Consider the following 19,168-nt stretch of genomic DNA (forward strand, 5'->3'; position numbering starts at 1 on the left):
GCTTCACTGGCACCTCGGGGTCCTTGGCTCGGGCACTTCACAGCACGGGGCCGGCCCGCCGCACGCGGCGGGCACGGCGGGCACGGCATCGTCACTCCCAAGGCCAGCAACTCCCCTCCCCCGCCTCGAGCAGCGTGACCAGTCGGAAGGCCGCGTCGGAGAGGCCGACGAAGGTGGGCCGGTGCGGGCCGGCCTGGGTGTGGCCGGTGGCGTAGCCGCACAGGTTCCAGGTGTAGACCGGGACCTGCTCGGGGACGGGCGCGAACGGGTCCGCCGTCCGGTACCGCTGGGGCTGCTCGTCGGTGATGACCACCACCCGGTCGTGCTCGCGGTAGTGGCGGGCGACAGCGGCGCCCGTCTCGGTGCCGCCGAGGTCGTGGAAGCGCTCGACCGTACGCAGCACGCTGTCGCCCGGCTCGAGCGGCACGACGCGGCTGCCGGTGCCGAACTCGACCAGGTCGGCCTGTTCGGCCCGCAGGGCCAAGGCGGTGCCGAACACCGCGGCGGCGTCGGCGCGGGTGAGTTCGGTCCCCCGCTCGGGCTCCCCGAACATCGATCCCGAGCGGTCCACCAGGACGAGGGTGCGGCCGGCCAGCGCGGGCACGTTGGCGAGCGAGTGGCCAAGGGCGGTCTCCAGCGCCTGCTCCCAGCGCGGCCCGGGTGCGGCGCGGTGGGCGGCCAGGAAGCGGAACGGGAACTGGCGCGAGCGGGCGACCTCGGCCGGATCGGCGATGCGCCGGGCCACCTCGGCGGCGGCCTGGTCGCCGATCCCGGCGCGGTCGAAGTTGCGCAGGTTGCGGACCAGCGCCATCGGACCCATGGACGGGATCACCGCCTCCCACACGGCGGCGTCCAGCGGCCCCTGCAGCCAGCCCGCCAACGCCTCCCAGGTCATCCCGGCCGCGGCCAGCCGGTCGGCGCCGCCGGGGCTGGTGACCATCGGATACCGCTGCTCGGTGGGGGTGTTCAGCAGGGCGTGGTGTGCCTCCAGCAGGAGTTCCCCGGGCGGCGGGACGGCGCGGTCCGGGTGGTGCCTGCGGTCGAGCGCGTACCGGAACAGCGCACCCTGCCAGGGGCGGTCCGCGGCAGGCGTCGGGTGGGTCAGCTCGAGGACGTCGCCGAAGCGGAACGCGCGCGAGGGGGTGTCGTACTTGAGCAGCGCCCGGCCGGTGTAGAGCCGGCGGACGGCGTCGGCCACGCCGCGCCGGAGCGGTTGCGGCAGCCGGCGGCCGTACCTGGCCGTCCAGTACGCCAGCAACTCACCAGGCTCGTCCGGGCGTTGGAGCACGGCGTCGACCGCCTGACGGGAGAAGCCCGGGGCCCGGGCTTCGGCTCGGGCACGGACGAACTCGGCAGCCCCGACCACGGCTGCGCTACGGATCCTGGCTTCGGCACGCAGCCAGCGGAGCAGGCCGAGGGTCCACTGCGGGTCCTCGACGGCGAACCGGCGGACCAACTGCGCGAACCGCTCGTCCCGGTCGGCTGCGCTCTCGTAGAAGGTGCGCCGGCCGGCCATGTGGGCGACCGCGAGCAGCAGCAGCTCGGACTTCGGATTGCGCAGGTAGCCGCTGCCGCCCTGGTGGTTGAGGGTCGCTTCGGCGGCGATCGCCGACGGCCGGAACGCCTGCCGCGACACCGGTATCCACTGCCCGTGGACGGAGAGCGGGGAGGTTGCCCCGCCTGCGGTGAGTCCCGGAGTCTCGGCCCGGATCTCTGCCCTGGCTTCGGACTTGGTCCGCTGGCGGTTGAACCGGGTCATGCAGAAGTCCCCCTGGTGGGTGGCGGATCGGAGCGGGCGCGCGGCACGGTTGCGCGGCGGAAGGAGGTGAAAGGGCACGGTGCGCCGGCGGGCCGGACGAGGCCGCCTCCCGGGATCAAGGAAGGGCGCCGGTGTGTGTTTTCAGGAAGTAACCGGGGCCCGGCGCATCGGGAGGCGCCTGACGGCACGCTACCCAACACCCGCAGACGACGTCACCCGAATTAATTCCGCATCAGCCACCGGCCGGCCGCTCGGGCTGCCGACGCCTACCGCCGGCGCAGCACCCGGTCCAGGAACGCGCGCCACCGGGACGGCGGTGCCGGGGCGACCACCGCGACCGGGGCGGCGGGCTGCGGCACGGATGCCTCGGCCGGCCGCGGCCGCACCGCGCCCGGATCCGCTTCGTGCTCGTCGCGCTGGCCGGCGACCCAGGTGGGGGCAGGTTCCGCGGCGTCGGACCCGCCGACCGGGCTCGCGGTGAACTCGACCGGGAGCGCTAGGAGATGACGTGACATCAGGGCGGATCGCCACGAGAGTTCCTCCTCCCCGACGGCCAGCCGCAGGTCGGGCAGGCGGGACATCAGCGTGTCGATGCCGGTATCCGCGATGGCGCGGGCCAGATCCTGGCCGGGGCACTCGTGGGGGCCGCCTCCGAAAGCCAGGTGGGACCGGTTGCCGTGGACTGGGACGTCGGGGTCGGGGCGCACCGCGGGGTCCACGTTCCCGGCGGCCAGGCCGAGGATCAGCATGTCGCCCTTGGCGATCCGCTGGCCGCCCAACTCGGTCGGGCCGGTGGCGAATCGACCCGGGACGGTGGTGAACGGCGGCTCGTCCCAGAGGACTTGCTCCAGCGCGTCGGGCAGCGTCATCTGCCCGCCGGCCAGGCTGGCGCGGAATCGCCGGTCGGTGAGGGTCAGTCGCAGGGTGTTGGCGATCAGGTTGGCCGTGGTCTCGAAGGCCGCGATCAGGATCAGCCGCAGGTGCTGCACGAGTTCGTCGTCGTCGAGCCCGGCGGGGTGCGCCATCAGCCAGGAGGCGAAGTCCGAGCCGGGGTCGCGCCGCTTGCGTTCCAGCAGCTGCGCGAGCGTGTGGACGACGTACTGGTTGCTGGCCACGGCCGTCTCGGTGCCGCGGATCATGTCGCGCGCCGCCGCCACGATCTGCGGCCCGAACTCGTCCGGCATCCCGAACAGCTGGGTCAGGACCAGCATCGGCAGCGGCTCGGCGAACTGGTGCACCAGCTCGGCCGTGCCGCCGGGCCCGAAGGAGTCGACCAGTTGGTTCGCGAACCGGGTGATGTGCCGCCGCACGCCCCGGCGGTCGAACCGGTCCAGGCTGTCGGTGACGGCGCCGCGCAACCGCTTGTGCTCGGCGCCCTCGGCGAACACGCAGATGGGCTGCCAGTCCACGATCGGCGTGAGCGGGTGCTCGGGGCCGATCAGACCGTCCTGGAGGGCGTGCCAGCGCCGCGGGTCGCGGGAGAAGCGGGACGGCGTGCGCACCACGTCCAGGTTCTCGCGGTGTCCGAGCACCAGCCAGGCCGGCACGCCCTCGGCGATCAGGACCGGTGCCACCGCGCCGTGTTCGGTGCGCAGCTTCTCGTACAGGCCCATCGGGTCGGTCTCCGCCTCGGGGCCGAACAGCCCGCGCAGGGCGTCGAGGTCGAGTCCGGCGACCGGGCAGCGGCCGGTCGGCGCGTCCGGGCCGGGCTGCGGGGTGGACCGGTCGGCGGGGTGGAGGGTCACGAAGGCTCCAGTGCGGTGGCGGTGGCTGCGGTGGTGGTGAGCGAGCGGAGGTAGTGCATGAGGGCGATCAGCACATCGCGGCTGGACTCGCGGCTGCGGGCGTCGCAGCTGACGATCGGGACGGCCGCGGGCAGGTCGAGCGAAGCGCGCAGGGCGTCGAGGTCGTAGTGCGGGGACTCGGGGAAGGCGTTGACGGCGACCACGAAGGGCACCGCGCGCTCCTCCAGCCGGCCCAGCACGTCGAAGCTGACCTCGATCCGCCGGGTGTCGATCAGCACCACCGCACCGAGCGCACCCTCGAACAGCCCGTTCCACAGGAACCAGAAGCGCTCCTGGCCGGGCGTGCCGAAGAGGTAGAGCACCAGCTGCTCGTTGATGCTGATCCGGCCGAAGTCCATGGCAACGGTCGTGGCGGTCTTGGTGCGGACCCCGCCGGGGTCGTCGACGCCGACCCCGGCCTGGGTCATCGTCTCCTCGGTGGTCAGCGGGCGGATCTCGCTGACCGCGCCGACGAAAGTGGTCTTGCCGACCCCGAAACCGCCCACGACCACGGCCTTCACCGCGGCGGTGGCCGTGTGGGGCAGCAGGTGCTCGCGGCGGGGACCGGTGGGGGCCCGGTCGTCGCCGGCTGCGACGGCCCCGGCTTCATAGGCGCTGTAGTCCATGGATCACTGCCTCGATCAGTTCACGGTCGGGAAGGACGGCGACGGGGACCGGTCCGCGGACCTGCACGCTGCCGTCGGTGAGCAGGTCCGTGAGCAGCAGCGTGACGACCCTCACGGGCAGCCGCAGGTAGGCCGAGATCTCCGCCACCGAGAGCGGGGTCTCGCACAGCCGCAGGATCGCGGCCTGCTCGGGCGGGGTCATCGGGTCCGGTCCGACGCGGGCGACGACGAGCGAGACCAGGTCGATCGAGGTGCGGTCGTGCGAGGCGGCCCGGCTTCCGGTGATCACGTAGAGCCGTTCCGGGGTCTGTTCGCCCCACCGGTCGGGGCCGGCCGGTGTGCCGTGGTGCTGGTCGGTCATCCAGCCGGCCCGTCGACGCGCACCGGCGTGGTGAGGTGTTCGCCGATCCGGGCGACCAGATCGCGCATCCGCTGGCCCATCAGGCCGGCGTCGACCCCGTCCTCCGCGAGCACGGCCAGGTAGGCCCGGGCCCCGGCGGCCATCAGGTAGAAGAATCCGCCGGCCATCTCGATCACCACCATCCGCATCCGGCCGTCGCCCTGCGGCAGTTCGTCCGCCACCGCGCGGGCCAGGCTCTGCAGGCCGGCGCAGGCGGCGGCCAACCGGTCGGCGGTGTCGGTGTCGGTGCCGTACTGGGCCATCCGCAGCCCGTCGGCGGAGAGCACGATCACGTGCCGGGTCTGCGGGACGCTCTCGGCGAGGTCGCGGAGCAACCAGTCCATGTTCGTTCGCTGAGAGATCATCAGTCGGCACCTCGCTCGTGTTCGCTGCTGTGGCCCTCGCCGGCGAAGCCGTGCGCGGGCGGCTGCCGCCCGTCCTGGGCCGCGTCCGCCGCACCGTGGGCCGGTGGGTCGTTGACGCCGCTCTGGAACGCGGCCAACCACAGTCCCGGCTGGATGCTCTGCTCCGCCGCGGTCGTCTGCTCGGGGCCGACCGCGGCCTGCGGCGTGCGACGCCGGCGCTGCGGCAGGTCAGCGGCCGGGTCGGCGGACCCCGAACCGCCCGGATCTGTCCGGACCTGCGACACCTGCCCCACCCGGGGCGGTACGGCTGCGGCGTGCCGACCGCGCTCCGAGGACGGGAACGAGGGCGACGGGAAGGAGCGGATCGCGCTGCGCCGGGCCCTACCGTTCTCGCCCGCGCGCCGCGGACCCGAGGCCGCGCCGATCCCGTGCGCCACCCCGGTGCCGGGCACGCTGGTCAGCTTCTCCTGCGGGACGATCAGCACCGCTCGTACCCCGCCGTAGGCCGACGGGCGCAGCGAGACCTGGAACCCGTTGGCCTGGGCCAGCCGGCCCACCACGGCCAGGCCCAGGCGCGGTGTCTCGCCCAGGTCGTTCAGGTCGATCCCGGACTGCGCCTCGCGCAACATCCGCTCGGCCCGGGCCCGACCCTCCTCGCTGAGGCTCAGGCCGCCGTCCTCGATCTCCACCGCGATGCCGCTCTGCACCTCCGCCGCAGTCAGGTGCACCCGGGTGTGCGGCGGCGAGTAGCGGGTGGCGTTGTCGAGCAGCTCCGCGAGCGCGTGGATCAGCGGCTCGACGGTCGGTCCCAGCACGGCGACCTCGGACACCGGGTGCAGGTCCACCCTCTGGTAGTCCAGGATCCGCGACATCGCGCCGCGCAGCACGCTGTACAGCGGCACCGACCGGCCCCACTGCCGGCCCGGGCGGGCGCCGCCCAGCACCGCGATGGAGTCGGCGAGGCGGCCGACCAGCGCGTTGCCGTGGTCCAGGCGCAGCAGGTCGTCGAAGACGCCGGGGTCCTCGCCGTGCCGGTCCTCCATCTCCCGCAGGTCCTGCGCCTGCCGGTGGACGATGGCCTGTACCCGACGGGCGATGTTGACGAAGGCCCGCTGCGCCGACTCGCGCAGCGCCTCCTCGGCGTCCACCGCCTCCAACACCGTGCGCAGGGTGGCCTGTGCGGCGGCAGCAAACTCGGGCGTGACGCCGCTCACGGCGATGGCACTGTCCTGCAGGATGTCCTCCACGGACTCGCCGCGCTGCACCCTGGCCACGGCCTGGGGAAGCAACTTCACGGAGAGGTGGTGGAGTTGCTGCTCCTGCGCGGAGATCCGGCCGGCCAGCAGCCGCTCAGCGGCCTGTCCGCGCCTGCCCAGTTCGGCAAGGTGCCGGCCGCGCCGGGCGACCTCGACGCAGAGCAGCGCGGCCATGGCCGCGGCCACACCCCCGCACTCCGCGACCAGCCACCTGCCACCGCCCGGTACCGCGGTCGCGGCGCCGGCCCAGGCGAGGGCGGCCACCACGGCGGGCAGTATCCAGAGCGTCCGGGAGACGCCGGCCGGGACGGATCCGTCGCCGGGCGATGAGTCAGCACGAACCATGGGGGTCCTTGGGATCAGGGCGGGCGTAACGGCGTGTCAGCTTCCCCCGTTGACACCGGTACGCGCCTGGGCGCAGCCCGGTGGCATCGGCCGAACCTGCTGACTGCGACTCGGCCCGCCAGGCAGCCTAGCGGCCGTGCACCCGGCACGTGGCAGATCAATATGCCTCGTGCATAAATCACTTGACGTGTCGTCAGAGCTGCTAACCTCGCTACTGAGCCATGCCCGCCGGCTGGACGGGCGGGCCGAGCGCGCCGGTTCTCCTCCCCCGGCGGTGTGCCGGGCAAGGATGCGCCGGACGGCTACATCCGGTGCGTCGCTCTGATCGCCGACGGTCCGGACAGTGCGGCCTGCACGGCGGCTGCGGCGTGGAGGCGGGCGGTGGGGAAGACCGGGACAGGGCTGTCCTCGGGGCCGATGAGGAGTTCGATTTCGGTGCAGCCCAGGATGATGCCTTCCGCGCCTGTGGCGACCAGGTCTGCGATGACCTGCTGGTACGCGGCTCGTGACTCCTGCCGCACGATGCCCAGGCAGAGTTCCTCGTAGATCACCTGGTGCACGAGCCTGCGCCCGTCGGCGTCCGGGACGCGCACGTCGAGTCCGGCGGCTTCGAGGCGGCCCCGATAGAACTCCTGCTCCATGGTGAACGCGGTGCCCAGCAGGCCGACTCGGTGCAGGCCCGAGGTCCGGACGGCAGCGGCGGTGGCGTCGGCAAGGTGCAGGAGGGGGATGGAGACCGCCGCCTCGACGCGGTCGGCGACCTTGTGCATGGTGTTGGTGCAGATCAGCACCATGTCCGCGCCGGCTGCTTCCAGTGCCTGGGCAGCGGCGGCCAGGACCTCGCCGGCCTCCGCCCAGCGGCCCTGCACCTGGAGTTGCTCGATCTCGGCGAAGTCCACCGAGTAGAGCACGCAGCGGGCCGAGTGGAGTCCGCCGAGGCGCTCGCGCGTGCACTCGTTCAACAGCCGGTAGTACTCGGCCGTCGACTCCCAGCTCATCCCGCCGATCAACCCGATCGTCTTCATCGCGTACCCCTCGGTCAGGTGAAAGGAGCCAAGCATGTCAGGTGTCGCGGTGGCGGCGGACTGTTACACGGTCGGGCGCAGGGTGTTACCCGGCTGAGCGGTGACCGTGCGGAGGCGTTCCTAGCGTGGGCTGCGCCGACCCCGGCCGAGGTGGTTGGGGCGGCGGATCCCTGGAGGTAATCGCATGTCAGGTGTCATCGCGTCAGGTTCGGGTGTCGTGCGGCGCGCGGTACGGCTGTCGGTGGTCCCGTTCGCCGTGGCGGTCGCGCTGACCGGTCCCGCGGCCGTCGCCTTCGCGGACGGGCCGGCGCAGACGGCGGCGCCGGGCGCGCCGGCTCCGGCGGTGACCCGCACGCCGTCCGCGGTGCCCTCCGCGGCGCCGTCCGCGGCACCCACCCCCGCGCCGATGCCGACCGGCCGGCCCGGCGTGCTGCCGAGCGGTGTCCCGACCCCGCAGGTGAAGGCGGTGCCCAAGGGCGGTGCGCAGACCGGTGAGGGTGCCACCGGCCCGTCCACCGGGACCGTGCTGGCCGGTTCGGGTCTGGCCGCCATCGGGGTGGCCGGTCTCGGGTTCGCCGTGCTGCGGCACCGCCGGAACGGTGCCGGTGCGCGCGGCTGACCGTGGCCACCGTCGCGGCCGGCGCCCCCGGTGGGCGCCGGCCGCGACGGGCGGCGCCGCTGCCCTGGTGCTCGGCGTGCTGCTGTTGATCCCCTCGTCGCCGCCGCCGGTGGGGCTCGGCATCGCGGCGGCCACCCCGGCTGCGTCCGGCGACGGTCCAGGGCACCAGGCCGGCACCACGGGGCCCGGGCCCGCGACCGGGGCCACCACGCCGGACCCGGCCGCAGCCGCGCCGGTCCCGCCGCCGCAGCGGCTGCTTATTCCCCGGATCGGGGTGGACGCCCCGGTCAGCGCCGGCGGTCTGAACGCGGACGGCACGGTGGAGGTCCCGCCGCTGGACCGCCCCGCACAGGTGGACTGGTACCGGGGCGGCCCGGCCCCCGGGCAGGTCGGCCCGGCCGTGCTGCTCGGCCACCTGGACACCCACAAGGGACCGGCCGTCTTCAGCCGGCTGCCGGAACTGGCGCCCGGCGACCGGATCGAGATCCGGCGCACGGACGGCAGCTCGGTCGGCTACCAGGTCCGCGAGCTGCGGCGGGCGCCGAAGAACGCGTTCCCCACCCAACTGGTCTACGGCGACACCCCGGACCCGGAGCTGCGCCTGATCACCTGCGGCGGCTCGCTGGCCGCCGACGGCCACTACACGGACAACATCATCGTGCTGGCCGACCTGGTCCGGTGAACCCCGCCTCCGCCGCTTCCGACCTGCGGGAACCGCGGGAGCGGATCACCCCGTGTAGCTGGTGGAGACCGGCGGGCTGGTGGAGACCGGCGGAAGAGGAAAGAGGAGGACGGCGCGGTGAAGCTGTGGCTCGGACGGACGGTGCTCGCCGTGCTGGCGGTGGCGGGGCTGCTCGGTACGGCCGGCTGCGGCGCGGCCGGCGGGCTGCGGGACGACGGCACGACTCCGCGCCTGACCGCGCCGCCGAGCCCGGTGCCGGTGTGGCGGGCCGCGGCCGTCACGCCGTCCCCGCAGGCCTCGCCGACCGGCGAGCCGACCGCGCCGAGCCCGTTGCCCGGGGTCACGGTGTCCGGCGAGGACATCCGCGCCGCCGGGGACGCCGCGCACGTGCTGGCCGAGGACCCGGAGGTGACGGGGCGTCCGGACGAGAAGCGCGCGCTGACGGGGTGCCAGGGCTGCCAGGTGCTGCCCGCGCAGTACCGGGACCTCACCGGCGACGGTCATGACGAGCTGCTCACCGCGGTGCTGACGGGAGAGCAGCAGGCCGTCCTGCACGCCTACCGGCTGCAGGACGGCCATCTGCTGCCGGTCCTGGCGGTGGCCGTGCAGGCCGGTTTCACCGCTGACACCGTCGGGACCGACCTGCTGGTGCACGAGCCGACCGGTGCGGCGATCGAGACCGACAGCACGTACGTCTGGAACGGCACCCGGTTGGCCTTCAAGGGGCGCGAGATCAAGGCGACCGGGCCGGCCGCGGACGTGCCGGGCTGCCAGCCCGCGGTCTCGGTCCCGCCCCCGGGGTGGCCGGAGCCGGGCTCGGGTCCCAGGCCGGGCCCATCCAAGCCGCCCCTGCCGGTGCCCAGCGCCCGGCCGGCCGCCACGGGCACGCCGAACGCACCCGTGGCGCCGAACGCACCGGTCGCGCCGACTGCGCGAGCCGTGCCGAACGCCACCGCCACGCCGAGCGCCACCGCCAGGCCGAGCGCCCCCGCCACGCCGAACGTCCTGGAGCAGCCGCGATGACCTCCCCCGCCGTGTCCCCGGACGCCACCCCGCGGATCCTGCTGGTCGAGGACGACGAGGTGATCCGCGAGGCCACCCGGATGGCGCTGGAGCGCTACGGCTTCCCGGTGGACACCGCCGCCGACGGCCTGGAGGGCCTGGAGCGCTTCCGCGCCCAGCAGCCCGACCTGCTGCTGCTCGACGTGATGCTCCCGCTGCTCGACGGCGTCGGCCTGTGCCGCCGGATCCGCGAGGAGAGCCAGCTGCCGATCCTGATGATGTCGGCGCGCACCGATCCGATCGACGTCGTCTCGGGCCTGGAGGCGGGCGCGGACGACTACCTGGTCAAGCCGTTCGAGACCGCGGTGCTGGTGGCCCGGATCCGCACGGTGCTGCGCCGCACCGGCCTGCCCCAGCGCCCGGCCGAACGGGTGGCCGGGCCGGTGGCCGAACCGGCCGCCACATCGCGGGCCGGCGCGGGGGCCGCAACCACGCCCGCCGCCCCGGAGGAACCGCCCGCCGGTGCGCTGCGCGCGGTGGCCGGCCTGGAGGTCGACACCGACGCGATGGAGGTCCGGGTCGACGGCCTGCCGGTGCTGCTCACCCCGACCGAGCTGCGGCTGCTACTGGAGTTCACCGCGGTGCCAGGCATCCTGCTGGAGCGTCAGACCCTGCTGGAACGGGTCTGGGACTACTCCTGGGGTGCCGACACCCGGGTGGTGGACGTGCACGTGCAGCGCCTGCGCGCCAAGATCGGCGCGGACCGGATCGAGACCGTGCGCGGCTTCGGCTACAAGCTGCGCCGGACCCGCCCGGACGCCGCCCGGTGAACCTGCTCCGCCAGATCGCCGCGACGGTGGCCGTGGTCTCGCTGCTGCTCGCGCTGACCCTGGGACTGCTGGTGCACCGGGCCGAGGTGGGCCAGCACGTTGCCCAGGCTCGCAGCGCCGCGACCACCGCCCTCGACATCCAACTCGACACCTACAACCGGACGGGGAGCCTCTCCCCGGCCTGGGACGCCCGCGCCCGGACCTGGACCCTGGCCTCCCCTCCTGGCGGCACCACTGCCGGCCCGCCACCCCCGCCGCTGCCGCCCGCCCTGCTTCGCCTCGCCGCGCAGGGCCACCGGGGTTCGATGCTCGCGCCGGGCCCCGCGGCGCAGCCCGGCACGGTGATGTGGGCGGCGGCCGGCGACGGGCACGGCCGCCTGTTCGCGGTCTGGCTGGACTACTCCGAGCACCAGCACGCGATCACCCAGCTGGACCGCACCATCCTGGTCTCCGGTCTGCTCTCGGTGCTGGTCACCGTGCTGGCCGGCACCTTCGCCGCGCACCGGATCAGCGGCCGGCTGCGCACCGCGGCCGGGATCGCCCGCACCATCGCCGGCGGCGACCTGGACGCGCGGATCGGCCCGCTCGGCCGCCCGCGCGACGAGGTGGCCGAACTGGCCGCCGCCGTCGACTCGATGTCCGCCGTGCTGCGCACCAAGCTGGCCAACGAGCAGCGCTTCACCGCCGATGTCGCGCACGAGCTGCGCACCCCGCTGACCGGCCTGCTCACCGCGGCCGAGCTGCTGCCGGAGGGCCGACCCACCGAACTGGTGCAGAACCGGGTCCGGTTGCTCTGCCGGCTGACCGAGGACCTGCTGGAGGTCTCGCGGCTGGACGCGGGCGCCGAGACTCCCGAGCTGGCGGTGGTGCCGCTCGGCGCGCTCGTCGGCGGCATCGTGCGCACGGCCGGACCCGGCGTCGAACTGCGGCTGGCGGCGGACGCGAAGGTCACCACCGACCCGCGCCGCCTCGACCGGGTGCTGGCCAACCTGGTGGCCAACGCGCTGCGCCACGGCGCCCAGCCGGTGCGGGTGACGGTGGCGGGCAGCACCGTGACGGTGCGCGACCACGGTCCGGGCTACCCGCCGGAGGTGCTGAGCGAGGGGCCGCAGCGCTTCCGCACCGGCGCGCGCGAACGGGGCCACGGCCACGGGCTGGGGCTCACCATCGCGCAGGGGCACGCGGCGGCGATCGGCGTCGAACTGGTGCTGCGCAACGACCCGGCGGGCGGCGCGGTCGCCGAACTGCGACTGCCGCCCGCCGGTGAGGGCCCTTCCGCCGACAGCTGATGATCCGTCAGCTTCCGCCCGGCCCCGCAGGTGAAGCCCTGTCAGTGGGCGGCGGCGCACTCCGGGTGGCCCCAGCCGGCGCCGACCTTGGTGATGGTCGCGCCCTTGGGGTAGGAACGGCCGCAGGGGCAACTGCCCGGAAAGCGGGCGGCGAGGGTGCGGCCGGTGGTCCTGCTCGTGCTCGTACCCGCGCTCGTACCCGCGCTCGCGCTCGTGCTCGCGCTCCTGCCGGGGCTCTTGGCCGGGCGGCGCGGCTTGGCCGTGGCGGCGGTCGTGGGGTCGGGCTCGGGGAGGTCGGCCGCGGTGCCGGCGGCGCCCTGCTGGGTGCGGGCGGCGTCGCTGGCGGCCTTGTCCGCGATGGCGTTCAGCGGGTCGCCGTCCACCTGGTGCGCGGCGACGTAGACGAAGGTGACGTCCCGCCCGTCCAGCAGCACGTCGATGCGCTGGATCAGCTCCTGGTTGGCGACCGGCTTGCCCGCGGCGGTCTTCCACCCGTTGCGCTTCCACCCGGCCAGCCACTTGGTGACCGCGTCACGGGTGTACGTGCTGTCCAGCCGCACCTCCAGCGGCACGCCGGGGTCGGTGGAGGCGAGCAACTGCTCGAGGGCGGTCAGCTCGCCGATGTTGTTGGTGCTGTGCCCGAGCGCGCCGGAGGCCCACCGCTGCGGTACCGCGGCGCTGTCGGCGACCACGTACGCCCAGCCCGCCGGCCCGGGGTTGCCCTTGGCTGCTCCGTCACATGCGGCGATGACTCGTTCGACCATGCTCCGATCATGCCAGCCGAGGAGGCTCGACCCCCACCAGAGGGGTGCCGAAGCCGTCAGGCCGGCTCCGGCGGGTCCTGGGCCAGCAGGCCGGCGGCCAGGTTGCACAGGGTGGCCCGGTCGGGGCTGGCGGTCTTGGCCAGCAGGCTGGCGACGTGCTTCTCGACCGTGCGGGGGGAGATCGCCAGGCGGTCGGCGATGGACTGGTTGGTGGGCGCCTCCGGGAGCAGCCCGAAGACCTCGAACTCGCGCAGGGTGACGCCCTGGGACCGGAGCTGGGACGGGATCCGGTTGCGGCCGTCGCGGTGCTGGGAGACGCTGGCGCCCGCCTGGCGGAGCAGGGTGCGGCAGGCGCGGGCCACCGCGCCGACGCCCTGGGCGTGGAAGTGCTCCTCGGCCGCGCGCAGCCAGCGCAGCGGCTCGCCCCAGCCGTCGCGCAGCGCCGCCTCGCCGATCAGCCGCATGCCCAGGTGACGGGCCGTCGGGAACGGCTCGCCGACCTCCTGGGCCGCCCGGACCGCGCGGGTGGCAGCCTCGGTGCGCCCGTCCCGGCCGAGCTGGGCGGCCTGGGCGAGCAGCAGGAACTGGCGGTTCCAGGCGAGCACGGTGGCCGGGCCGTCCGGGATCACCGCCCTGGAGCTGTCGGCCCCGGCGCCGGCCGACCGGGGGGTGTCGGCCAGCACCGCGAGCAGCGGGTGCAGCCCGTATCGGCCCGTCAGGTGGTAGACGCTCGGGTGCTCGTCCTCCCAGGCCCGGGCCGCGGCCAGGTCGGCCGTCGCCCGCACCCGGTCCTCCTCCAGCAGCGCGCAGAACGCCCGGCACAGGCCGAGCACCAGCGGCACCAGGTAGTAGTCGCCGCCGCCGCTGCGGTCGAAGGCGGCCAGCGCCTGCTCCATCCCGCGGCGCCGGCCCTGGTGCGCGGCCAGGGTGGCCTCGGTCAGCAGCAGGTACCGGTGGGCCGTCAGGTTGCGCAGCCGCGCGGTGGCGGCCAGCGCGCGGTCGGCGGTCTCCCGTGCGGTGGCCCACTGGGCGCACAGCACCGCGTTCATCGCCAGCACGGCGTCGGTGTTCTGGGTGAGCACCACGGCGCCGATCCGCAGCGCGGCCTGGCGGGCGTGTTCCAGCAGTTCGGGGGTGCCCGTGCGCATCGAGGCGTTGACCCCGAGCCGCTGCAGTGCCTCCACCCGCCAGCTCGGCAGGTCGTGCTGCTCGGCGATGGCGAGCATCCGCTCCAGGTGGGCGTCGGCCTCGTCGAAGTCGCGGTCGCGGGCCAGCACCGCGAGCAGTTGCAGCGCCTGGCAGGCCACCACCGGCAGCGGGATCCGCTGCGCCGTCTCGACCGCCAGCCGGGCCAGCCGCTCGGACTCGGCCAACCGCTCCGACCGCTCCCCCGGGCCGGGCAGCAGCGCCAGCTCCGCCTCCACCACCGCCAGCGCGGCGCGCTGCTCGGGCGTGGCGCGGTCGCCGAGCAGCTCCCGCACCGCGGCGGCCTGGCTCGCCGCCTCCTGGGTGCGCTCGGCGGTGACCGCCGCCCAGGCCAGCCGGGTGTGCACGGCCACCAGGCGGTCGACGTCAGCGTCCTGGGCCACGGTTGCTGCCAGGGCGAGTGCCTGGTCGAGCCGGCCGGCCTCGGCGAGCGCCTCCACCAGCGCGCAGCCGACCACCACCCGGTCGGGCTCGGCGGCCAGTTGGTGGGCCCGCTGGAGCAGCGCCACCGCGGAGGCGACGGCGCCGGCGGCCAGCGCCCGCCGGCCGGCCTCGGCGAAGTGCCGGGCGGCGCCGGGCCGGTCCTCGGCCAGCAGCAGCAGGTCGGCGGCCAGCCGACAGCGCTCCCCCGGCAGCGCGGGGTCGGCCCGTTCCAACTCGGCGGCGGCGTGCCGGGCGACCACCACCCGCTCCAGCGGCGGAAGGGTGGCCAGCAGCGCCTCGGCGGTCAGCGCGTGCCGGAACGCGTACCAGCCCGGCGCGCCCGGGTCGGGGAGCAGGAAGCTCGCCTCGGCGGCCGCGCGCAGCAGGTCGAACATCCGGCGTTCGGTGAAGCCGGTGACCAACTGCACGGTGTCCATCGCGAACCGCGGCCCCAGGCAGGCCGCCACCAGCAGCAGTTCGCGCAGCCGGGGGTCCAGGGCGGCGATCCGCCGACCGTAGCTGCGCACGATCGAGGCGGGCAGCGAGGCGGTCGGCACGGTGCCGAGTTCGCCGAACACCTGCCACCCGTGGGCCGAGCGGCGCAGCGCGCCCGCGCCGACCAGCGCGCCGAGCAACTCCTCGACCAGGTAGGGGTTGCCGTCCGCGTCGGCGGTCAGCTGCTCCGCCACCGCCTCGGGAACCTGGCCGGCCGGCGTGTCCAGGCAGCCGGCGATCAGGCGGCGGACCTCGGCCGGTGCCAGCGGGCGCAGCTCGGCCACCGCGGCGCAGCGGCGGCGCTCGGCGGCGCGGACCATCTCGCGGGCGGGGCCGGGATCGGGGCGCAGCGTGGCCACCAGCAGCACCGGCAGCTCGGCGAGGTTGTCCACCAGGTACTCGACCACCGCCACCGTCTCGGGGTCCGCGTCGTGCAGGTCCTCCAGCACCAGCAGACAGCCGTGCGGGCGGCCCAGTTGTGCGAGCAGGCGTAACAGGGCCTCGCCGAGCTCGAGTTCACCGCCGGGGACGGCGACGGGGGTGTCGGCGGTGCGCCACTCGGGGACCAGCCGGGCGAGCAGCGGACGGTACGGCAGCAGCGCCGGGTCGGTGGGCGGACCGGTGCGGCGGAACCGGGAGGCCAGCGCCTCCCGCAACGGACCGAACGGGCGGCCCGCCCCGTCCACCGCCGACCGGCCGGTCAGCACCGCCAGGTCGCGCCCGTGCGCCCGGTGCGCGCACTCGGCGGCCAGCCGGGACTTGCCGATGCCCGGTTCGCCGACCAGGAAGACCACCCCGCCACGCCGCACCGCGGTGGCGGCCAACGCGGCGTCCAGCAGCGCGAGCTCGGTCGCGCGGCCGACCACGATCGGCGAAGGGGTTCGCATGTCCGCAGGCTACTTGACGGTTTGTCGACTTGACAGAGGCCGACGGGGCGGCCCCGGGCCACCCGCCCGGAGCCGCAGAACACCCTGATCCGGGCCAGGTCCTAGCCGCAGGTGAGGGTGAGCGTGGGGATGATCGTGCTGTTGTCGTACGCGTCGGTGAGCGCGCCGACCACCACGCCGGACAGCAGGGCGCTACGGCGGCCGAGGCCGGCGCTGCCGCTCAGGATGATCGGGCCGCAGGGGTGGTCCGCGGCGGCTGACTGACGGCTGGTCGGGTTCTTCGGGGTGCGGCTCGGGTCGATGGTGTCCATGTGGGGTCTCCTGGAGGTGGGGAAGGGGGCCGGCGGAGCGGGGTCGTGGTGCTGACGACAAGTCAGCGGTGGGTCGGGCGGTCAGTCGGCCAGTGGCGGGCGCAGCAGCAGGACGGCGGGGACGCGGTCGGGGAAGCCCAGGCGCAGCAGGCCGTGGCCGATCCCGGCCAGCCCGGTCAGCAGGCCCGGACTGCTGACCGCACCCGGGGTGCCGCAGCGCGGCGCGGACCCTGCCGCGGTGGGGTCGGGCAGGCCCGGTCGACCTGTGGCTGAGCGCAGTTCGAGGACGCCGAACTCGCCGTGGCACAGGCTGTGGTCGGGCAGCGGGTCGGCGGTCGCGAGGGCGGCGACGGCGCGCTCCAGGTACCGGGCCAGCGGCGGATCGGCCAGTGCTGCGGGGCTGTCGGAGAGAGCGAGCGCGGTGCCCGCCGCGCCCCGGCACCAGGAGGCGTCACCGTCGCCGGGCGGGACCGAGCGCAGGGCAGCCAGCCCCGCCCGCTCGAAGTCCCCGCCACCGCCCTGGGCGGCGAAGGCCAGCAGTGCCCACCCCGTACCGGCCCGCCCGTGCGCGAAGCCGGGCGCGGCGGCGGCCGGCGCCTGGAGCAGCCGCTCGGCGCAGGCCCGGGCGGCGTGCCGGGCGGCGGCGGAACCGGTGGCCCGGTGGACGGCCAGCAGCGCGGCCAGGCCCCCGGCGAGCCCGGAGAGCACGGTGGTGTCCTGGTCGGCGGCCACCGCGGCGGCGGCCAGCGCCACCGCGGGCTCGACCAGGTCGGCGAGGGCGGGGTCGGCCAGTTCGACGGCGAGGTGGCTCAGCGCGTAGGCGATCCCGCCCAGGCCGGTGAACGCCCCGGTGCCGACGTACCCGAGCTGCTCGGGCTGCGCGGCCAGGCCGGCCAGCAGGGCGGGCACGGGGGCCAGCGCCCGGCGGGCGGTGTCCGCGTAGCGCGCGTCGCCGCTGATCCGGCTCAGCTGGGCCAGGAACAGGGCGGTCCCCAGGTACCCGTCGGCCAGCCCGGCCCCGAGCGGGCCGAGCTGCCAGTAGCGCTGGTCGATCAGCTCCAGCCCGAGCCAGTTGGCGCGGCCGTGGCCGTGCCGGGCCCAGGCGAGCAGCCGGTCCCCGATCCGCCGGGCGGCGGCCAGCGCCTGCGCGCTCGAGAGCGGTTCGGCCCGCGCACGGGACGAACCGGGCGAGCCGGCCGGACCGGGCCGCCCGGCACTCCCCAGCCCCACCACCCGGGTGGCCAGCGCGGCCCGGACCACCCACTCCTGCTCGTGGAGCTGCTCCTCGTCCATCGCCGTCACCCGGGCCATCGCGCGGTCCAGGCCTGGTTCGCCCAACAGCCCCGGCAGCGGCCCGCTCTGACTGCCCCACAGGTCCGCCGAGTCCGGCCGGGTGGTGAACAGCGGGATGTCGCCGCACCAGAGCTGGGCCACCTCGTCGGCCGTCAGGCGGGCCGAACCACCGGGCGCGGCGCCTTCCTCGCGCAGCAGGCCCAGCAGGCGGTCCCGGTCCCCGGCGGCGCGCAGCACGTCGGGGTGGGTCGACTCGTCCAGCAGCCGCGCGTAGCTGCGCGAGGCCCGGACCACCACCCGCACCTCGTCGGCGGCGAACCGGTGCAGCGGGCCGTGCGGGCCGGCCAGCTCCGCCGCCCCGGCCGCGATCGCCCGGTACCCGGCGCGGAAGCCGGCCAGCAGTTCCTCGGTGAAGGCCGCCGGGTCGGCGTCCCGCCCGTCCAGGGTGGGCCGGTTGGCCGCCCCGGCGGCCGTCCGGGGCCGCCTGACCAGCCGCATCGTGTCGGTGCCGGAGCCCTCGAACTCCACCGCGTCGACCGGCAGCAGGACGCCCTTGTCGCCGCCCAGGCCCGACTCGTCCCACCCCTCGCGCTCGCCCAGGCGCAGGTGGGGCAGCAGGCCGGTGCGGCGCACCGAGCGGGCCAGCGCCTCGGCGGCGGGGTCGGGCGGACCGGCGGCGGGCGGGGCGAAGGCGGTGGCGGCCGGGTGGAACAGCGTCTCCACGTCGACCAGGACCGGCCGGTCGGCGCGGGCGATCAGGTTCTCGTGGTGGACGTCGGTCCCGTCGACGGCGTGCAGCAGGGCCAGCAGCGCGCCCTGGCGGCGGTAGAACCGGGCCAGTTGGCGGCGCGAGCCGCACGGCTCGGGGCTGACGTGCTCGACCCAGCCGTACCCGGGGCGGGCCAGCACCGTGACGGTGGGCACGGCGGCCTCGCCCAGCCGGGCGTTGTACCAGTGGGCCAACTCGTTGAAGTGCAGGTGCGCGTGGACCGGGCGCGGCTTGTACACGGCGCGGGCGCCCGAGGCGAAGCGCAGCACGGCCACCGCGCGGCCGTGGCGGTGGCCGTCGCCCCCGGCCGGTTCCAGGGCGACCAGCGGGCCCGGGTCCGCGCCGGCCCACAGGTGCTCCACCAGCAGGTCGCGGTCCGCGGCCAGGCGCTCCAGCAGTTCGGCGGTGGCGCCCTCCGCGTGCAGGCAGGCCTGGGCCAGCAGGCGGGCCAGCACGGGGTATTCGGCGAACAGCCGGGTCAGGCCGTCCGGAGTGGCGGTCTGCCGGACGAAGTCGGCGAACCGGTCGGCGGGGGTGGCGCCGGCCAGCCGGCCGTTCACCCGGCTCACGTGCAGTTCCAGGACCAGGGTGCGGGCGGCGAGGCGGACCAGTCGGGCGGCGAGCCGCTCGGCGAAGCCGGCCAGCAGCGCGGGCGACGGCTGCTGACGGCTCGTCAGTCGCAATACGGCCGCATCGGTGAACGGGGCCAGGATCCGGGCGAACCCGGCACTCCCGGACAGCCCCGCCACGGATGCCAGGGGCGTGACGGGCGCGGCGGCGACGGCCTGCGTGGTGAAGCGGGCCCAGTCGGGCCCAGCTTCCCGGCCGATCTGCTGCTCCGTCAGACCGCCCTGCCACCAGGCGATTCCAGTGGTTCCGGGCGGTGTCGCCAAGTGCGTCCCGGTCATGCCCCCGAGCCTGGCAGCACCCGGGCAACCCCGCAAGGGTCGGCGCCGGGGGTAGTCGGGGCAGGGTGTCCCGTCCGCCCGGGCCCCGTGGTGACGTGTCCTCGGCAAGGGGCGCCCGGGGCCGGGCGCG

At 75.5% G+C, this 19,168-nt stretch carries 16 protein-coding genes; 5 read left to right on the forward strand and 11 right to left on the reverse strand.

Features of this window, described 5'->3' with window-relative positions; all coding sequences use genetic code 11:
- Nucleotides 1–91: 91 nt before the first annotated feature.
- The 7 genes from C7C46_RS04550 to C7C46_RS04585 all read right to left on the reverse strand — a co-directional run bounded on the left by C7C46_RS04550 (nt 92) and on the right by C7C46_RS04585 (nt 7,560).
- The gene (locus tag C7C46_RS04550) at nt 92–1,759 is read right to left on the reverse strand and encodes a TROVE domain-containing protein (RefSeq protein WP_110665944.1); all 1,668 of its coding nucleotides are present in this window, start codon (nt 1,757–1,759) and stop codon (nt 92–94) included.
- Nucleotides 1,760–2,025: 266 nt separating this feature from the next.
- Nucleotides 2,026–3,504 carry a cytochrome P450 gene (locus C7C46_RS04560; protein WP_181442193.1) on the reverse strand — a complete coding sequence of 493 codons (1,479 nt, stop codon included), beginning with the start codon at nt 3,502–3,504 and terminating at the stop codon, nt 2,026–2,028.
- Nucleotides 3,501–4,169 (reverse strand): GTP-binding protein, encoded by a 669-nt coding sequence (locus C7C46_RS04565; protein ID WP_110665948.1) that lies wholly within the window; start codon nt 4,167–4,169, stop codon nt 3,501–3,503. The genes C7C46_RS04560 and C7C46_RS04565 overlap by 4 nt, the downstream gene beginning before the upstream one ends.
- Nucleotides 4,150–4,530 (reverse strand): DUF742 domain-containing protein, encoded by a 381-nt coding sequence (locus tag C7C46_RS04570; protein WP_110665949.1) that lies wholly within the window; start codon nt 4,528–4,530, stop codon nt 4,150–4,152. Before C7C46_RS04570 ends, C7C46_RS04565 begins: the two co-directional genes overlap by 20 nt.
- Nucleotides 4,527–4,934, reverse strand: coding sequence for a roadblock/LC7 domain-containing protein (locus tag C7C46_RS04575; protein ID WP_110665951.1), 408 nt, complete (start codon nt 4,932–4,934; stop codon nt 4,527–4,529). The genes C7C46_RS04570 and C7C46_RS04575 overlap by 4 nt, the downstream gene beginning before the upstream one ends.
- On the reverse strand, nt 4,934–6,535 hold the full coding sequence (locus C7C46_RS04580; RefSeq protein ID WP_245984159.1) for a sensor histidine kinase: 1,602 nt from the start codon (nt 6,533–6,535) through the stop codon (nt 4,934–4,936). Before C7C46_RS04580 ends, C7C46_RS04575 begins: the two co-directional genes overlap by 1 nt.
- A 302-nt stretch (nt 6,536–6,837) precedes the next feature.
- A complete protein-coding gene (locus tag C7C46_RS04585; protein ID WP_110665952.1) occupies nt 6,838–7,560 on the reverse strand; it encodes an aspartate/glutamate racemase family protein in 723 nt (240 codons plus the stop codon).
- 184 nt (nt 7,561–7,744) lie between these two features.
- On the opposite strand from C7C46_RS04585, the gene C7C46_RS34800 reads away from it, so the two are divergent.
- The 5 genes from C7C46_RS34800 (at nt 7,745) to C7C46_RS04610 (ending at nt 11,982) form a co-directional block, all read left to right on the forward strand.
- Nucleotides 7,745–8,179 (forward strand): Tat pathway signal sequence domain protein, encoded by a 435-nt coding sequence (locus C7C46_RS34800; RefSeq protein ID WP_181442194.1) that lies wholly within the window; start codon nt 7,745–7,747, stop codon nt 8,177–8,179.
- A gap of 76 nt (nt 8,180–8,255) precedes the next feature.
- Nucleotides 8,256–8,861 carry a class F sortase gene (locus C7C46_RS04590; protein ID WP_181442195.1) on the forward strand — a complete coding sequence of 202 codons (606 nt, stop codon included), beginning with the start codon at nt 8,256–8,258 and terminating at the stop codon, nt 8,859–8,861.
- 117 nt (nt 8,862–8,978) lie between these two features.
- Entirely contained in the window at nt 8,979–9,884 is a 906-nt protein-coding gene (locus C7C46_RS34805; RefSeq protein WP_181442196.1) for a hypothetical protein, read from the forward strand.
- Nucleotides 9,881–10,693: a response regulator transcription factor gene (locus tag C7C46_RS04605; RefSeq protein ID WP_110665958.1), complete on the forward strand. Its 813-nt coding sequence runs from the start codon at nt 9,881–9,883 to the stop codon at nt 10,691–10,693. The genes C7C46_RS34805 and C7C46_RS04605 overlap by 4 nt, the downstream gene beginning before the upstream one ends.
- Nucleotides 10,690–11,982, forward strand: coding sequence for a sensor histidine kinase (locus tag C7C46_RS04610; protein ID WP_245984160.1), 1,293 nt, complete (start codon nt 10,690–10,692; stop codon nt 11,980–11,982). The genes C7C46_RS04605 and C7C46_RS04610 overlap by 4 nt, the downstream gene beginning before the upstream one ends.
- Nucleotides 11,983–12,023: 41 nt before the next feature.
- Here C7C46_RS04610 and C7C46_RS04615 read toward each other — a convergent pair whose 3' ends face one another.
- The 4 genes from C7C46_RS04615 to C7C46_RS04630 form a co-directional block, all read right to left on the reverse strand.
- Nucleotides 12,024–12,746: a ribonuclease H family protein gene (locus tag C7C46_RS04615; RefSeq protein WP_110665960.1), complete on the reverse strand. Its 723-nt coding sequence runs from the start codon at nt 12,744–12,746 to the stop codon at nt 12,024–12,026.
- Between the two features lie 56 nt (nt 12,747–12,802).
- Nucleotides 12,803–15,757 (reverse strand): helix-turn-helix transcriptional regulator, encoded by a 2,955-nt coding sequence (locus C7C46_RS04620; protein WP_110665962.1) that lies wholly within the window; start codon nt 15,755–15,757, stop codon nt 12,803–12,805.
- A gap of 101 nt (nt 15,758–15,858) precedes the next feature.
- Nucleotides 15,859–16,068, reverse strand: coding sequence for a hypothetical protein (locus C7C46_RS04625; protein ID WP_110665964.1), 210 nt, complete (start codon nt 16,066–16,068; stop codon nt 15,859–15,861).
- A gap of 81 nt (nt 16,069–16,149) precedes the next feature.
- Complete coding sequence (locus tag C7C46_RS04630; RefSeq protein ID WP_181442197.1) at nt 16,150–19,038, reverse strand: type 2 lanthipeptide synthetase LanM family protein; 2,889 nt, start codon at nt 19,036–19,038, stop codon at nt 16,150–16,152.
- Between the last annotated feature and the right edge of the window lie 130 nt (nt 19,039–19,168).

Source organism: Streptomyces tateyamensis (assembly GCF_003205575.1).
Taxonomy (GTDB): Bacteria; Actinomycetota; Actinomycetes; order Streptomycetales; family Streptomycetaceae; genus Kitasatospora; species Kitasatospora tateyamensis.

Coding starts and splice junctions, on each gene's coding strand:
- C7C46_RS04575 (WP_110665951.1), bottom strand. CDS start 4,934: ATGATCTCTCAGCGAACGAACATGGACTGGTTGCTCCGCGACCTCGCC.
- C7C46_RS04630 (WP_181442197.1), bottom strand. CDS start 19,038: ATGACCGGGACGCACTTGGCGACACCGCCCGGAACCACTGGAATCGCC.
- C7C46_RS04565 (WP_110665948.1), bottom strand. CDS start 4,169: ATGGACTACAGCGCCTATGAAGCCGGGGCCGTCGCAGCCGGCGACGAC.
- C7C46_RS04620 (WP_110665962.1), bottom strand. CDS start 15,757: ATGCGAACCCCTTCGCCGATCGTGGTCGGCCGCGCGACCGAGCTCGCG.
- C7C46_RS04580 (WP_245984159.1), bottom strand. CDS start 6,535: ATGGTTCGTGCTGACTCATCGCCCGGCGACGGATCCGTCCCGGCCGGC.
- C7C46_RS34800 (WP_181442194.1), top strand. CDS start 7,745: ATGTCAGGTGTCATCGCGTCAGGTTCGGGTGTCGTGCGGCGCGCGGTA.
- C7C46_RS04570 (WP_110665949.1), bottom strand. CDS start 4,530: ATGACCGACCAGCACCACGGCACACCGGCCGGCCCCGACCGGTGGGGC.
- C7C46_RS04585 (WP_110665952.1), bottom strand. CDS start 7,560: ATGAAGACGATCGGGTTGATCGGCGGGATGAGCTGGGAGTCGACGGCC.
- C7C46_RS04605 (WP_110665958.1), top strand. CDS start 9,881: ATGACCTCCCCCGCCGTGTCCCCGGACGCCACCCCGCGGATCCTGCTG.
- C7C46_RS04625 (WP_110665964.1), bottom strand. CDS start 16,068: ATGGACACCATCGACCCGAGCCGCACCCCGAAGAACCCGACCAGCCGT.
- C7C46_RS04550 (WP_110665944.1), bottom strand. CDS start 1,759: ATGACCCGGTTCAACCGCCAGCGGACCAAGTCCGAAGCCAGGGCAGAG.
- C7C46_RS04615 (WP_110665960.1), bottom strand. CDS start 12,746: ATGGTCGAACGAGTCATCGCCGCATGTGACGGAGCAGCCAAGGGCAAC.